Annotated in this window: 9 protein-coding genes; 6 read left to right on the top strand and 3 right to left on the bottom strand. The window is 39.7% G+C overall.

What is annotated here, in order from left to right:
* The first annotated feature begins 1 nt into the window (after nt 1).
* Both EHS11_RS08740 and EHS11_RS08735 read left to right on the top strand, forming a co-directional pair.
* Complete coding sequence (locus EHS11_RS08740) at nt 2-598, top strand: DUF1318 domain-containing protein (RefSeq protein ID WP_135764016.1); 597 nt, start codon at nt 2-4, stop codon at nt 596-598.
* Entirely contained in the window at nt 599-8,569 is a 7,971-nt protein-coding gene (locus tag EHS11_RS08735) for a biopolymer transporter TolR (protein WP_246047714.1), read from the top strand. It abuts the gene before it with no gap.
* Between the two features lie 84 nt (nt 8,570-8,653).
* Here the strand turns inward: EHS11_RS08735 and EHS11_RS08730 are convergent, their stop codons facing one another.
* Nucleotides 8,654-9,733 (bottom strand): aminopeptidase, encoded by a 1,080-nt coding sequence (locus EHS11_RS08730; RefSeq protein WP_135764015.1) that lies wholly within the window; start codon nt 9,731-9,733, stop codon nt 8,654-8,656.
* A 3-nt stretch (nt 9,734-9,736) separates the two neighbouring features.
* On the opposite strand from EHS11_RS08730, the gene EHS11_RS08725 reads away from it, so the two are divergent.
* The 4 genes from EHS11_RS08725 to purM are packed head-to-tail and all read left to right on the top strand — an operon-like array spanning nt 9,737 to nt 14,005.
* Complete coding sequence (locus tag EHS11_RS08725; RefSeq protein ID WP_135764014.1) at nt 9,737-10,864, top strand: S1C family serine protease; 1,128 nt, start codon at nt 9,737-9,739, stop codon at nt 10,862-10,864.
* 12 nt (nt 10,865-10,876) lie between these two features.
* Complete coding sequence (locus EHS11_RS08720) at nt 10,877-12,178, top strand: pyridoxal phosphate-dependent aminotransferase (RefSeq protein WP_135764013.1); 1,302 nt, start codon at nt 10,877-10,879, stop codon at nt 12,176-12,178.
* A complete protein-coding gene (gene murI, locus EHS11_RS08715) occupies nt 12,178-12,981 on the top strand; it encodes a glutamate racemase (RefSeq protein ID WP_135764012.1) in 804 nt (267 codons plus the stop codon). Before EHS11_RS08720 ends, murI begins: the two co-directional genes overlap by 1 nt.
* Nucleotides 12,974-14,005 carry a phosphoribosylformylglycinamidine cyclo-ligase gene (gene purM / locus EHS11_RS08710; protein ID WP_135764011.1) on the top strand — a complete coding sequence of 344 codons (1,032 nt, stop codon included), beginning with the start codon at nt 12,974-12,976 and terminating at the stop codon, nt 14,003-14,005. Before murI ends, purM begins: the two co-directional genes overlap by 8 nt.
* Here purM and EHS11_RS08705 read toward each other — a convergent pair.
* Both EHS11_RS08705 and EHS11_RS08700 read right to left on the bottom strand, forming a co-directional pair.
* The gene (locus EHS11_RS08705; RefSeq protein ID WP_135764010.1) at nt 13,998-16,460 is read right to left on the bottom strand and encodes a PAS domain-containing sensor histidine kinase; all 2,463 of its coding nucleotides are present in this window, start codon (nt 16,458-16,460) and stop codon (nt 13,998-14,000) included. The two genes, purM and EHS11_RS08705, sit on opposite strands and share 8 nt — an antisense overlap.
* 20 nt (nt 16,461-16,480) lie before the next feature.
* Complete coding sequence (locus tag EHS11_RS08700) at nt 16,481-16,840, bottom strand: response regulator (protein ID WP_135764009.1); 360 nt, start codon at nt 16,838-16,840, stop codon at nt 16,481-16,483.
* Nucleotides 16,841-16,851 lie beyond the last annotated feature (11 nt).

Here is a 16,851-nt window from a genome sequence, read left to right as displayed (position 1 = left end):
AATGATTCGTATCTTACCGGTCTTTACTTTTGTTTTTTTAATTCAATGCCAGGCTTTGATCAATTTGAAGGTCCCTCCCATTACGATTACTAATGCGCAAACCGCTGCCGAAAAACAGATGGTAGGCGAAGATAGGGATTTGGAAAAGGACGGATGGTTGGTCTCGTCAATTCAATCTTCTTCGGGTGGGGCAAACGGAAACAAACAAATCAATACTTCCGGGAATCCCGACTCCGACTTACAAGGGAATTTATTACGCATTCAATATTTAACACCGGAAGTGAAACGTTATAAAATGCACTGGATGATAGGAGAGGGTATCGGTGGGATTTTAAAACTCAATCCGATTGCCAATACTTCTCCCTTTTATTCTCAATATGAAAACCCTGCCAAAAAAAAGAGAATCGAAGATGTCGTTTTACTCATCAATGAATCAAGGAAAACAATCATTGAAAAACAACTGGAAGCGGAAAAGAAAAAAGGTAAAAAAGAAGAAGAGTTATCTGCTTTCAGACTATCTTTGATTGATTCCTATCAAAAATCCGTTCTTGCAGGAGAGTTTTACGAGAGTAAGCCCGGAAAATGGGAGCGAATGTAAATGTATTTTCGCGTTCTTATCGTTTTATTCGTTTGTATTTTTTCCTTTGCTTGTTCTCTTTTTCAGAGATCTGTCAAGATAACACCTGTTAATTTTGATTATAAGGGGATTTCCAAAAACTATTTTTCTCCCTCTCAGTCAAAACCATTCCCGCTCACCGTACAAAGGGGAAATAATCTATATAACTCGACTACCGCCGATGGAAAGTATCTGTTTTATGCGACCGACCAGAATGGTAATTTTGATATTTGGTTCAGGGATCTGGAGAGTTCCGTTGTAGTTCCGGTCACAAATCATCCTTTTTCTGAATCCAAGCCGGCTATATCACCTGATGGACGTTATCTTGTTTTCGTATCGGAAGAATATGATCCGAACGGAGATCTGATTCTTTTAGAAATGAATTTGGAGGAATGGATTGAGGAATTATTGCAAGGAAACAGATTTCCAAGTGAAAGTTTTGTCAACCTTACCAATCCGAACGCGCGGAAAGATACGAATCAACAGAGAGTAGTGGATACGGACCCGATTTGGTCTCCTGACGGAAAATTGATTCTCTACGTGACGGATCGATTTTCGCCTAGTCTTCCCAACCTGGCATTGATTGATCCTAAAAAACCGGAGAAGCAGATCCAACTAACAAAAGAAGGCGGAGTGAACCCTTCCTGGTCCAAAGACGGCACTACGGTTTATTATTTATCCTATAGCGATGTTGCAAGCGGAGAGATTTATTCCTTAAATATCATTACTTCGGAAAGAAAAAGAATCACAATCGACGATTTTTTGGATTATTCTCCTACGGTGGATTCCAAAGGAAGTTTTCTATACTATTCCTCGATCCGAAAGGATACGAATGGGAACGGTGTTTTGGATGAACGTGATAATAATTTTTTGATTATGAAAAGTCTGAAGGACGGAACGGAAAGAGTTCTTTCTTCGGGAGAGTCTTCCTATTTCGACGTTAAATATTCTTCGTTTAACGGTGGTTCTATTTTATTTTCCGCTCCTTTTTATAACTCGATCAATGTTTATTTTTTGCCTGAGAATGGTGCTGTTCCCAAACAGAATTCCATCTCGGACCAATATCAATATGCGAAAGGTTTCTCCGAAAAACAATCCTTGGATTCTTACTTTTTGGCTTTGGATTCGGTTGAGCTATTTTTTTCAGACGACCCGCTCTATCCCATTTACCAAGCTAAAGTGAAATGGATCAAGTCCGAGGCCCTTCTTGGAGTAGGAAAGGCTAACCTTGCCCAACAAATTTTGCAATCCATGGCCGACCGAGGTCCGAATGAGAATACAGTTTATGAAAAAGGTTTGGGGCGATGGGAGTTGGGAAATCCTAAAAGCAGAAACTTGGAATTGGAAAACTATATCTCAAAAATTTCAAATCAGAGCAGCGCGCGGGATACCGTTCCGGGTCTTTTGCATTTGTTAGCTGATGATTACGAAAAGACCAAAGATTTTAAAAAAACTTTCGAGATTCTAAATCGAATTTATTCCAATTATCCTACTTACCATCAAATTTATGAAATCAAAAGAAGATTGGGCGGATATTCCTTTTATGCGGATTCGCAAACCTTGCCTGATGTGTATAAGGAAATTTTCGGGAGTTGGGAAAAAGAGAGAATTCGTTTTGAAAACGATCCCAAGGAAAAATTCTCGCCGGATGTTATCCGTGATCTTCGTTTTGTTTTTGAAGATATTCAGATTAAAATCGAAGACGGTAGAAACTACATAGAGTTAGGTGCTTGGGCAGACAAATTACTTTCTATTCCTGAAAATCAAAATATAAAACTATTCAACATTTATTTGCAGTACGTCAAATCAAAGACTTTGGCATCGGATCGTAAATACGCCGAGTCAAACGCAATTTTGGATTCGATCATTCCGATACCTGCAAACATTGATTTGGAGCCGCAAGGCCAGCCTTCGGTTTTCGAAATGGTTCCTTTTCAGTCCGTTTATAAAAATCCGGTTCTTTTACGGGCAAATCTTCAGAAATATTATAATGAAAAGGCAACAGGCAATACTTCCAATGCGCTTCGTAATATGAAGATCTATTTGGAGTTTTACGATCCGATTTTGGGAGTGGATCTTAAGGTGGAAGAGATTCAAAATGCCTTTTTTTATTTTGAAAACAAAGCTTTGGAATTCGAAAGATTGGGGAATCTTTTGCAGTCTTCTTTTCATTATTTTTTCAATAATCAGAATATGTTTCTCGTTAAAACTAGAAATTTGTATCTGGACTCGCTTTACAAAGAGTATGCGGTATATTACCAGAGAAAGATGGTCGATACGATCTTCGACTACGGTAAAAAATTACGTGAAGAGGAAGAAAGCGCTCTACTCAACCAGATCAATATTCTTGGCAAAGACAAACTGAATGTGATTGGAAATATTTCGGATATAACTTCCGTCGTAACCGACAATAAATACCTTCGTAGCGTAGTCAATATAAAGGACTTTGAAAAGATCGAAGTTCTTTCCAGTGAAGCGCTTCGTTGGACTGAACTTTATTATAAACAGTCGGTGCCTCGTGCAAGGCCTTACTTGGATCTGGCCACACTTTACGGGTATGCTTATTTTTTAATTAATAAATACGTTATCTTCGAATCCTATTACTATGCCACAGGTACAATGACGGATGCGAGAAAGAATGAGATATTGGAAAATTATAAAAAAGCGGAATGGGAATTGAAATGGATTATTTTTGCCGATCCTACATATTACGACGCCTATCAGTTGCTTGGTTGGCTTTATCAATATGTCGATTTGATTAAACTGCGAAAAGAAGATTCTACCGGCGAAACTGACGAGGAAAAATATCTTTCTCTTTATAGAAAGTATTTTCCTGAGAAAAATCTTGAAGCCAATGTCGAATTGTATACTCAGATTTCGGTCTTTTTGGGAGATTCCTATCCTGATTCCAAGGTTGTTTCCGACTTGAATCTGAATTTAGGAAACAATTATTTTTTACTGAACAATTATCCGAAAGCAAATGAAAGTTATACGAAGGTGGAAGACGCCGGTAAATTTTTACTTTCCAAAAATCAGTTTGAAGAATACAGACAGGAAGCTGTCTTTCGGTATAATTTCGGCCGTTCCCTGATATATCAAGGGCAGTATAAAAAGGCAATAGAACAGTTTGAAAAGTCGATTGATATCTATTTTAAAAAAGAATATTACCAGGCAGTTAACTCTGCTACTTCCGAAGACAACCAATTCAACAAAGATCGCCTAAAGAATGTTCGATCAAAGCTCGCTTTGTTGTTTTCTCTGAAGGGATTGTCTGAATTGGAAAGCCAGCGTTATGCGGATGCATCCATATCCTTTCAAACTGCGATTGCTTATAATAACGAAATTAATTTTGTAAACCCGATCAATCTTTACAATTATCTTGCGATTGCATTCCAGAAATCCAGTCGTTTCCGTGATTCTTATGCGATGTTGAATCTCGCGGAAAAAGAATACCAAAGGGAAAAAGAAGGTCTTTGGAAACGGGTTAAAAATTGGTCTCCTTGGAATCTTGTTTTACCCGACAGTGTCAGAGTGATCGGAGAAGGACGTTTTCCCGGTGATTTTCCAACTGATTTTAAATATCTTTTAACCTTGGGAATTCGGATTGAAAACCATATTGAGCAAAAAGAATTTTCCGTAGCCTTAAAGGAATTGGAAGCCAGAAATAATTTTATAAAGGATAGATCCATTCATAAAACGGTAATGGGTTCCAACATACTTGCAAAATCAAAACAAGTGGAAGCGCAAATACATTATGAAAATAAAGATCATGTTTTGTCCGTTGCTTCTTATCAATATCTTGCCGATTTGGTTTTGAAAAACGGAACGAAGGCGAGTAAAGAAAAAGCTTTCATCGGTTATACATATTCCGTCTTCTCCTTTGTTGAGGCAAATACGGAGAATCATAATCTGTCCCGGGAAGCCTTGAAAAATCTGATCTCATATCTTGGCAAATGGAAAGAATCCTCCTCTTTTGATTGCGAAAAACAAGAGTTATGTGACGAAAAATTCAGATCCGAAAATATAGAATACGATATCATGTTGGGCAGTGCTTATTTTTATCTTGCTGAACTTGATTCTTTGGATTCACAAACGGAAAATGCACAGGAGAACTACGCACTTGCCGCCGGATTATTGGAAAATCCCGGTTTTGTGGATCCTAAAAAAATCGGTTTGAATACCGATCCTTTGTCCAGAAAAGAAAGGGTTCGTAATTTACACAATCTTGCTACTATTTATTTTAAGTTAGGTGATATTTCATTGTCTGAACGCAAATGGAAGGAAGCTTATGAACTTGCTTATGAATTCCGTTTGGATGATGAGATCTTTTGGTTGAACGTTCTGAAATCGGAAATTTATACTTCCGATTCCGTTTCAAACCGCAAACAGGAATTTGTTTCAGGACTTAAGACTTCCATTTCCGAATTGAATTCTTCCTGGAAAAAAAGACCTGAGCTTCGTTTATTTGCAAAACGTTCCAGATTGGATCGGTTTGTAAAAGTTCTGACAAAGTATTATCTGCAGGCGAAAGAATACGCGAGCCTCCTTTCCATTTGGGAAGAAAGAAGAAATGTAGATTTATTCAGGGAAACCATAGGCGCTCAGTTTGAATTTGAAGATTCAAAATTGAATCTTGCCTATGCGGATTTGGTGAGCTGGGTAAAAAATTATAAGAAGTTGGTCACTTCATTGGAAGAGAAGGCGCAAAGTAGGGAAAATTTGGATTCTTTACTCGACGCTCAAAAATCAGAGGTTCAAAAATTTCAGTCTTTATTAGAAAAGGTGAATTTTGTCAGTCCGGAAAAAATTTCTTTCTTTGACCCATATCATAAAGGTTATGCGAAAGAGAGTTCCGATTGGATGGCAATCCTCGGTTATTCAGGTCAAAATCATTTGTTCGGATTTGTAAACGGAAAATTGGAATCGGAAATCTGTCCTAGTCCTCTTTCCAAAGAAACTTGTAAATGGGATCATATTACGGGAGATAAATTGCTTGTTCAGGTTTTGGGAAATGAATTTTCAAAATCGGATACGGCTCAAGTCTCGAAATGGGTTAAGGCAAATTCCCCAAAAACAACAGTTAGTTTTATATATGATAGAAATCATACTGCTCTTTTCTCGGAAAGGAATGAAAGAAATTGGAAATGGGTGACATTACTTACCGAAAAGACCGATAAAAAACATCCTTCCCAAGTTCGCCAGAATGTTCAAAATGAATTGGGACCACTGTTGTACGATACTGATATTCTGGTATCAGACAAGAAACGAACATTTAATGGAAGTTTGTTTTCCGATTCCCATTCCGAACTTCTGCCTTTGAGGGAAATTTTTTCCGCCTCCGGTTCTGAAATTTCAATGGCGGCGGTCCCTCTGGAAAACATAAAAAACGGAGATTGGCAAAGGTTCGGTTATTTATTCGAAGTTTTGCGTTCCAAAAGGATTCAAAACGTAGTAGGTTACTCGGGTTCTACTGCTGAAGACGAATTGTTGTCAGGAAATCCTTCTTTGTCCGTTCTGGGAAATTCGGAAAATATAATCATTCTGGGAAATTGGGATAAGCAGGTTTTTGATAAAGAGTTACTTTCTTCCAAAGCAAAAGAACTCATTCAGAAAGGATTTGCCCGGGAAAAAGAAAAAGATTTCAATGAAGCGTATAATTACTATTATACGGCGTCCACTTTGCTGGGGGATAACGATCCGAAATTGCCTGAGCTGGAATTGCGTTTGGCAAAACTTAAGGTGGAATTATTTCCTCAGGTAGAAAAGAAAAAATTTTTTGAGCCGCTTTGGAAACGTTATGACAATTCCGATTTTAGGAATAGAATCCGGTATGAATATCTGGTGAGCTGTCTTTCCGCAAAAACTACGGAAGACTGCGGGGATTCGTCAGCAGATTGGAAAGGTCCGGACGCCGATGTTTTTCTAAAAGCAATCGGTTTTTACGCCAAACTTAGGAAAGGATCGGTGAACGGGCTTGGTGAGTTTAACCAGGCGAGAATGGAAGTGGAAAAATCGGAAGATTCCTTCTTACAGGCGTTTCGCATAGGAAATTTATACTTACAAAATTACTTGATTTACGAAGCGGAAGGCGAATTACAGAAGTTAAACTTTTTTGCAAAAACGACAAAAGAGAAAAACGTAGTAAAGAATAGAGAACTTGAGATTTTATTTCACAGAGGATTTCTCTTTGGGGATCAGAAAATTTATCTGACCAATTTGACTTCCACTTCTGCCTACAGTTACGGATTCAGAAAAGACTGGAAAGGTTATGATGAAAAAATCAATTCCCGCGAATTCACTAAGTTCGGTTATGCGGACTCCATTTACGATCAATATCGCCGTAAACTCTACCAAAGTTGGAAAGATTTGCAAATCAAGGGGTATTTTGATCCGTTTGCTTTGACTCCCGAATTTTTAACTACGGGCGATTCCGTTTTAAGCAAACTTTCCCATCTGAACCGGACTCTTATGTTTTCTCTCATGAGCAGGTCCGTCGGCTTGCAAAAAAAGAACGAGGTCAATTCTCTGGTCGATTTGATTTTGCAGGAAGAAAAAGAAGAGGGGCGCATTATGAGAATGATCACCTTCCAATTGTTCTACGCAAAAAAACTCTATCTTCGGGGAGATGTGGAATCGGGAGATCGTTATCTTAAGGAATTCGAATCCGGATATGAAAAGATCGGTTTCGGAAATCAATTCTTAGATGAAGAGTATCTGGGTCTAAAATGGAAGGTCGGTCATATTTACGGAAAAACAATTCCCCTGAATGTGCTTAAAGCAGGCGAATTTATTCCATATTATACAAAGATTACCCAGTCTAATCCTTCCACTTATATCGGTTTTCTCAATGAGATCGCCAAACAGTTCAAAAACGAATATTATAGCATAAATCTTCGCGAAGAATGGGAGTTTTTGATTTTGCATATGTTGAAACAATCTCTTGCAAAGAATTCTTCCGAAGTTTTCTTCGATGTCGCTATGGCCAGGGACCAGTTGGCGGCGTATGATGATCGTTATCTGGGGAAAAAAACATTCGGAAAACAGATTCCCAAGTTTTCGGATTTAAGCGAAAGGCTTAAGAAAAAGATTCCCGAGCATCAGGATCTTTCCGCTTTGATTGATGTGGGAACAAAAACTTACTTGCTCGGCTTTGCCGGGAATAAATCCTCCGGTCGTGAGTTTTTTGCGGACAATCGGGATATAGGCAGAGATATCATGCGATATTTCCTGGAGTCCGAGACCGGTGGATTGGAAACATTACTACGAGATGCTGTTTCCGATAAATACAAAAATTCCTTCCGGCTTTCCAAAGGAAAAAGACATTACATCTATCTTACCGGTATTCATTCCAAGGTTCCCATTCAATTGCCGGATTTGGAATATTATTATTTGGGAAATATTCCGAAATTTCTTGATTCGCCTTCTATAAAAAAATCAGCCTTCACCGCAAATTCATTTAATCTTGGTTATGTTGATGATCCTCGGAACTTAAATGCAGAGGATAAGATTTTGGGAGATCTGACTGTTTGGGAAACGAATGCAAAAAAAGGAATGGATTCGTCTCTTTTGGATTTTACCGAAATTGATTGGAGTCCGGATCATTTTATCAGCCTTGGGGGATTGCCTATCGCATCGGAAGATGTTACAAAAAGAAAGGGGCAGATCTTTTACTCAAATAATAGAATGGGAACGATTTCTTTTTATTCCAATGATTATCCCGTGATGAGTTACCATTTGAGCAATCGGACGGACGGGTTATTCATTTTTCATTCGGGAACTCAAAAAGGACTTCATAATATCAAATTTGCGAAAAAATATTTTGAGAGATCCGAACTTCCGAAGCCGGCGCAGATACGTTTGGAAGAGGCAAAAGAAGAAGCCAGAGTCATGGCCCCGGAAGATCGTTATTGGACTGGGTTCAAACTTTTCACTTCTCAGCTGATTGAGGACTGATTTACGGATTTCCCGCTTCTAGATCCTTATCGCACTTAGCGACCGCCTAATATAAGTTCGATCTACTATCGGGAATGGAAAACTTCAGTATTCTAAAAATTTTTTTCTTTCTTCTGCGGAAAGCTGAAATAAGTCGCGCACCAGTTTATGAAATGTTTTGAAATCTCCGTTTGCTTTTCCGAATAATATTTCAAACGAACCTTCTCCGGAATGATAACGCAAAACACCTAAAAAGTCTTCATTATTCCATTCGCGTTTTCGAAACTCTGCAATTTTTTCTTCAGGTATGAATTTCAATCGCACGATTTCCATTTTGAATTCTTCTATGATCTTTTTCTTCTCAGCAAGTTTTTCTTCCTTTGGAATTTCTTTTTTGTAGAGTGAGTCCAGTTTTAAGGCATAGTTTTTTAGAATTTTCAAAGAAGATGTCCTGGCTTTTTTTTCCTGAAAAAATTCTTTAATGTGAGAACTATCCTTTCCTTCCTTTTCGGTGTAATACGCTTCTACTCCTTTTTCTTCCACAAAACTGGCGTAAGACTCATTTAGGTCGCTGTCTCCCGCCAAGTAGGCAGTCGCGTGTGCCATCTCATGAAATACCAAACCGACCAGCCGGTGGCTTTTCCATGTTAGCTGGGGGGACAATACCGGATCTGAGAACCAGCCCAAGGTAGAGTAACCTCCGATGACCCGGATTCTGGTATCATAACCTTCTTTTTTTAATTCATCGTTCAGTTCTTCCGCATAAGTTTTATCAAAGAATCCTTTGTAGGGAACTTTGCCTGCAATGGGAAACCACCATGTGTAGGATTCGAATGCAATGGGGGAAGAAGCACTCACATTCCAACCGATTTCATCCCGATCGAGCATTGTAAAATATTCGAATCCGCCTTTTTCATTTAACGCCAGTTTGGAGATTGCGAACTTTCTGGCATCCTGAATCAGTTTTAATTTTTCTTTGATTTTCGGTTCCAGGTGGGGAGATTTCAAAACGGATTCGATCTTTTCTCTTCCTAAAATGATTTTGGATTGTTCTTTGCCGAGATGAAATAAGTAGGGGATACATTGGATTTGGGTAAATAGAATTAAAAAAACGGCTCCCGAATGGATTTTCTTTTTCGTTAGACAAAGAAATTGAACTGGAGATTGTGGGAGGTAAGTTGGCATTGTATGGAAAGAAAATACCCCATTCCGCCTGTCGTCTACATTAACTTTGGGTTGGTATTTGTCTTACTCATTGCGATTTTCTTTCCGGAGATCCGTTCTTCCGTTTCTAAAGTTTTCGCAACTCCAAAGCCCATTTCCTCCGGGAAACAAAACCAGGCCATTCAACTTCAGTCGAGTTTTCGGAATGTGTACAGAGTGGCACAAGCCTTCGTAGTCTCCATTCGCACCAAAAAAACGGAGATGATTTTTCACCCTTATGCTTTCGGAGAAACTAGAGATGAAAGGATTTCCTCTTTGGGAAGCGGGTTTATCATCGATGAGAGGGGATTTGTGGTGACCAATTACCATGTGATCAAAAATGCGGAGATCATTGAAATCATCATGCCAGACGGTCGCATCTTTCCTGCACGTTATGTGGGAAGCCATGAAAGGGCTGACATTGCACTTCTAAAAATACCGAGTAATGACCGTTTTACGCCAGCATTTTTGGGTAATTCGGATGAGATAGAAGTAGGGGACTGGGCGATTGCAGTTGGTTCTCCTTACGGGTTGGAAAAAACTTTTACAGTCGGAGTGGTTTCCGCCAAGTCCAGAGAGGATCTGGATGAAACGGGGCAGACCCATATCCAAACCGATACGGCGATCAACCCCGGCTCAAGCGGTGGTCCTCTTCTTAATATTTATGGGGAAGTCGTGGGGATCAATCGGATGATTCGTTCTGCCTCCGGATCGAGTTCCGGGATCGGATTTGCCATCCCCATCAATTATGCCAAAAAGGTCCTGCGCCAAATCGAGCAGAATGTGGGCCAAAATATCCGTCCTGCCACTCTCGGAGTAATGGCAACCACACCTCTTCCCGACCATCGCAAATCTCTGGGAATTCCAAAAGATACGATCGGAGTACTTGTTTATGATATTGAGCCTACCTCGAGCGCCGAAAGAGCGGGGCTCCGCCGTTACGACTTTATCAAGGGCGCCAACGGGATGATGGTCCATAATATAAACGATTTGCGTGAACAGGTGGGTCTTGTGGGCCTTGGGGGAGTCTTACGGTTGAAGATATTGAGGGATACCCAAGAGTTGGAATTATCCGTGCCTCTTGTGGAGACTTCGTATCGCAAAGGTCCGTGATTTTTAAATACTATGAGAAGAAATATAGTCCATTCCGGAGCAGATGCACTCATTTACGAGATCAGACAAATCGTAGGCATCGCAAAGAACATACAAGAGTTAGGTGTTTCGATCACCTGGGAAAATATTGGCGATCCGATCGAGAAGGGTGAAGCCATTGTACCTTGGATGAAAGAAATCGTTCAAGGTCTCGTTCAGGAAAATAAGTCTTGGGCCTACACCGCCACGCAAGGGGACGAAGGAACAAGAAAATTCTTAGCGAACAAAGTGAACGAAAGAGGTGGGGCCAGGATTACCCACGATGATATTTTATTTTTTAACGGACTAGGTGATGCCGTAGCAAAGATCTTCGGATTTATGCGAAGGGAAGCGCGTATTCTCGGGCCATCGCCTGCATATTCCACTTTGTCTTCCGCCGAGGCTGCACACTCCGGGTATGAGCACCTAACATACAAACTGAATCCTGACAACGAGTGGATGCCTGACCTGGAAGACATTGAAAATAAAGTGAAATACAATGATTCCATTGCGGGGATACTACTTATCAATCCGGACAATCCCACAGGCGCAGTCTACCCGAAGGAAATGATGCACGAGATTGTAAAGATCTGTGAAAAATACGATATCATTCTGATCTGTGACGAAACATACGCACATGTAAATTATTCCGAAGGTGGTTCCATCCATCTTTCCGAAGTGATCGGTGATACGGTGTGCGGGCTTTCTCTTCGGTCCATTTCCAAAGAATTTCCCTGGCCGGGAGCACGCTGCGGTTGGCTTGAAATTTTCAATCGTAAGAACGATCCTGTCTTCGACAGATACATCAAATCTCTGTTAGATGCAAAGATGTTGGAAGTCTGTTCTACCACCCTTCCTCAGTTGTCCATTCCGAGGGTGTATTCCCACCCTGACTTTATCCCTCATTTAAAACGAAGGAATGAAAAGTTTAAAAAACGGGCGGAAAAAGCTACGAGAGCCTTTGACGGAATAGGAGGTGTGAAGGTAGTACAACCCAAGGGCGCGTTTTACCTGACGGTTCTTTTCGACGAAGGAGCATTGAAAGACAATATGTCCTTGCCAATAACAAACGTTAAAGTGAAAGAATATGTGGAACCTCTTCTTTCCAAAGCCGCTTTGGACCGAAGGTTTGTGTTACATTTGCTTGCATCGGCCGGAATCTGTGTGGTTCCTTTGAGTTCTTTCTGTTGTTCTCTGAACGGATTCAGGGTCACCTTACTGGAAGAAGACGATTCTAAGTTCGATTGGATTTACAAAACACTCGCCGAATCAATTAGCCAATATCTAAGGTCTTGATGGCTTCGGATTCCAGATATCGGATCGGATTATTTGATTCGGGCCTCGGAGGACTTTCCGTTTTAGAGTCGCTTTGGAAAGAGTTGGGCAATATCGATTTTGTATATTATTCCGATTTGCAAAATAGCCCTTACGGTTCGCTGTCCAAAGAAAAGGTAATTGAGTTGTCTGAAAATGCATTTCGGTATTTGCAAGGTAAGGATTGTAAGGCGGTGCTATTTGCGTGCAACACCGCTACATCCGCTGCCGCCGGTTTTCTTCGCGATACACATAAGATTCCTATTTTCGGAATGGAGCCTGCAGTCAAACCTGCTTCTCTTTCCCATCCGAACAAGCCGGTTGCAATTTTTGCTACGGAATTGACATTGAAAGAGGAAAAATTCAAAAACCTGTTGGATACTTTACCAAAACGAAACAACTACATTGCAGTACCTTGCGAAGGACTTGCCAAGTTGATCGATGAATGTTTATTAGATGAAGCTTGGGATCTTTTAAATGGAAAGATTCTATCTGTAATAAAAGAGACGGACGTTTTTGTTTTGGGATGCACTCATTATGTTTTTTTAAAGGAACGTATTTTGAAACATTATCCCGATGTATCCGTCTATGAGGGAAATTCGGGAACTGCCATTCATATCAAAAATGTTCTCGGGTTGAACTCCCGGGGACAAAATCATTTGGAGATTTTTCTGAATACTTCCAATGAAAAATATATCCACACAACAAATTTGATCGTAAATAAATTCGCGGAAAATTCTAAAATTGTACTGATTGATCTAAAAGGAAGTGAAAGACATGTCTGATGCAAGTCCCATATCATATAAAGATTCCGGTGTTGATACCGAAAAAGGACAAGAGTTTGTCCAAAGAATCAAACAAAACGTAGCTTCCACACATAATAAGAACGTTCTAGGCGGGCTTGGTGGATTTGCCGCATGTTATGATGTTAGTTTTTTAAAAAATTACAATCAACCGATTTTACTCTCCGGCACGGATGGGGTGGGAACCAAACTGGAAATCGCAAGACAGCTCGACAAACACAACACAGTTGGTATTGATTTGGTAGCAATGTGTGTGAATGATATATTGGTAAACGGAGGAAAACCCCTCTTTTTTCAAGACTATATTGCATGTGGAAAACTGAATGTACAAAAAATGGAACAGATCGTTTCGGGCATTGTGGAAGGATGTAAACTCGCGGACTGCTCTCTTGTCGGAGGGGAAACTGCGGAACATCCGGGGCTTATGGATGCGGAAGAATACGATTTGGCCGGATTTGTAGTAGGTGCTGTGGAAAAATCCAAAATGATAGATGGAGGATCCATTAAAAAAGGAGATTCCATCATAGGGTTGCCTTCCAGCGGACCACATAGCAACGGTTTTTCGCTCATTAGAAAATTGCTTTTGCCAAATGGTAAATTACCTACAAATTCTTCCGAATTGGAATTTATCGAAAAACATGTTTTTATTCCCACAAAAATTTATGTAAAATTGATTTTGGAGCTAATTGAAAAAGTTTCCATCAAAGGAATGGTTCATATCACCGGAGGGGGATTTTATGAAAACATCCCAAGGGTCTTACCTAAAGGACTCGGAGCGCAAATCACAAAAACCAACTTACCTTCTTCCTATGTATTTGAAAAACTGAAAACAGATCATAAGCTGAAAGAAGAAGATATGTTTGCCACTTTCAATATGGGAGTGGGCTATATTTTGGTTGTCGATCCGAAAGAGGAATCAAATTTACTTTCCCAGCTACGAACTTTGGGAGAATCCGGCGTGAAGATTGGCGAAGTGGATGAGAGTGCCAAGATTCATTTTAAATAGGAAATTGGACTAAAAACTTTGTTCTTGTTTCCTTTGATTCAAAGGAAACTTGTCCATGATGGTGTTTTACAATTTCCTTAATCAAATAAAGCCCTAGTCCGACACCGTCTCCGGCTTCTTTCGTTGAAAAGAAGGGTTGAAATATTTTTGACCTGTTCTCTTCGCTTATGCCCGAACCGGTATCTTCTATTGAAACTTCGATAAAATTTCCTTTGACTCCGGTTCTAAGAGTGAGAGTTCCCTGGTAATTCATCGCTTGGAGACTATTCAAAATAAAATTGGACCACATCTGAATCAAGTCGGAAGGATTGCAATGGATATGTCCATCAAACTCAAATTTGGTGACTAAGGTTACAGTCTTTGTAAAATGATCTTTGTAAAGATTGAGAGCGGAATAAATCGTATCTTCCAGTTTGTAAGGTGTTAACGCGCTATCGGATTGAATCCCTGCAAAATTCTTTAAGGCGTATGTAATTCTAGCAAGTCGTTTGGTTGCGGAAAAAATATGATTCATTGATCCGTTGATCACCAAAATTCTTCTCAATTGGCTGTAAGTTTCCGGGCTATCGCAACTGGAAATCAAATCTAGATCATCGTTACCAACGTCTACTACTCCCGCATCCGTTAAAAGTTCCGCATAAGCTTCCGCAAGTTTGATTCCTTTTGTTTCCAGCTTTGTCTTCAGTTCTTTCCGCAGTTTCCGATTCGTAATCCCTGTCGTTAAACCAATATTAATGTCAGATAATTTCGTCAGTTCTAAAATATTGTCTTCTATGACTTGCCTGTTTTTTGAACTGTAGTCATCTTCCCATTCTCTATGTAACGTTTCGGTCGATGCTTTTATGGCTCCTATCGGGTTATTGATTTCATGGGATAACCCGGCGATCAGTTGTCCGAGGGACGCTAGTTTTTCTGAGTGAATCAGTTTTTCCTGTGTTTTACTGAGGTTCTCCAAGGCCTTATTCAAATCCGAATTTTTGTTTTGCAACTCAAGAGTTCTTTCCAGAATCTTATTTTCCAAGGATTTATTGAGTTCATTCAGTTCAATTTCGGCTTTTCGTTTTAAAGTCTGATCGATACCGATCCAAATGATTTTGATGATTTCGCCTGTTCTGTTTTTGATCGTACCAAGTCTCCATTCCAAAAATCTGATTTGATTGTCTTTGGAAATACAACGAAGAGTGATACTTTCCGTGATATATTGAAAATCCGAAATGTCTTCGATCAAATCCTGTAATGCCTTTCTGTCTGTGGCAAGCAGCATGATATCATAAATAAACTTTCCTATCGCTTCATACCGATTAATCCCCATTAGATGCTCTGCCGAGGAATTGAAATTTTCGATCAATCCTTGTTTGGAAGTGATAATCAGCAAGCTCGCCGCATTTTCGAATACGGTCAAGTTCAGGTTTTTTTCCAGAGCAAGGGATTTCTCAGCGTTCTTTGTTTCGGTAACATTCAACGCAACTCCGTCGATGGAAATCGGGTGCCCACTTTCATCGGAGACGATCGTAGTATAATGTTCAGTCCAAAGTATTTTTCCGTTTTTATGAACCCATCTTAGCAAAATAGGGGAGGTTCCTTCAACGAAAAGCGCGAACTTTTCTTTGTCCCTATGAAAAATGATCTTTTCCAGGATTTCCTTGTCTTCGTAAAATTCCTGGATACTATACCCAGTCAAATTGGACGCCTGATAATTCACATAATCAAAGTGAGGTGACGGATCAAGCCGAATGCTATAAAGTATTGCGGGAGTTTGATTGTTTAAAATCAGAAGACGGAGATTGATTTCTTTTATTTTCTTTTGAACCGCCTCCAATTCTTCGTTAGACTCAATTAACTTTTTTTGATGGATTAGCTGAAAAATAATAATGATTCCCACTCCTAGCGCAAATACGAGAGTTCCGTTGATCAAATATCCCCAAGGTTTTAAGTAGTCTATGCCAAGTGTGATCGGGTAATTCAATCTGTGAATTGCAATGATCCACGCAATGTAGGCGATAACCTTTTTTAGATTAGGTGAAAATTCCCTATGAAAAAAGAAACCTAGCCCAAGCAGGAAAAATCCGGCGGATGTGACGATTACATTCGGTATTGCCAGATAAGGCAATCCGATTTGGAGGAAATATAATATCAGGATGGAAGCGGTTCCCGATACGAATAAAAGATATAGATAGCTGGTTTTGATTTTTTTCTTAGCTAATTTAAAATAACTATGAATCAAAAAACAACCGGAGGACAGACTTAGAATCTCCGCCATGGGAAATAGGATCGGAGTTCTCCATATTTCATCGAAAAGAAGACAAAAGAATCTCAGTTCTAAAATAAAAAAAGCAACGGAGATGGATCTCAATCCGAAAGAAAAATCCTTTTTCGTCGAGATATAAAATAATGCAGATGTTATGATAAGGTTGAATAAAACGGCCCAGACTAAAACGAAAGTTTGGTTATCCATAATGATTCAACTAAAAAAATCTATGTAAGTTTTTGAATCAATTTGATCAAAGACTCATTGGCAAACGGTTTGATCAACCAACCTATGGCTCCCGCTTCCTGCCCTTTCTTTTTCATCTCTTCACTTGATTCCGTTGTTAACATTACTATTTTCATGTTTTTTCCGTTCTTTGATTCCAGAGTTTTTTTTGTGAGTTCGATGCCCGTCATCCCCGGCATATTCACATCGAAGATTCCGATATCGAAAGTTTCGTTTTCTATTTTTGCCAAAGCATCGGTTCCGTTTGATGCAGAGGTCACTTCATGTCCTTCCGTTGTCAAAACCAGATTCAAAATTTTTAATACGACCGGTGCATCGTCCACTGTTAGTATTTTTGCCATAAAATAACTCC

Origin of the sequence: Leptospira ilyithenensis (assembly GCF_004771005.1) — a bacterium.
Lineage (GTDB): Bacteria > Spirochaetota > Leptospiria > Leptospirales > Leptospiraceae > Leptospira_A > Leptospira_A ilyithenensis.
The sequence above is the reverse complement of the archived record's forward strand: the minus strand, read 5'-3'. Positions and strand labels throughout refer to the sequence as shown.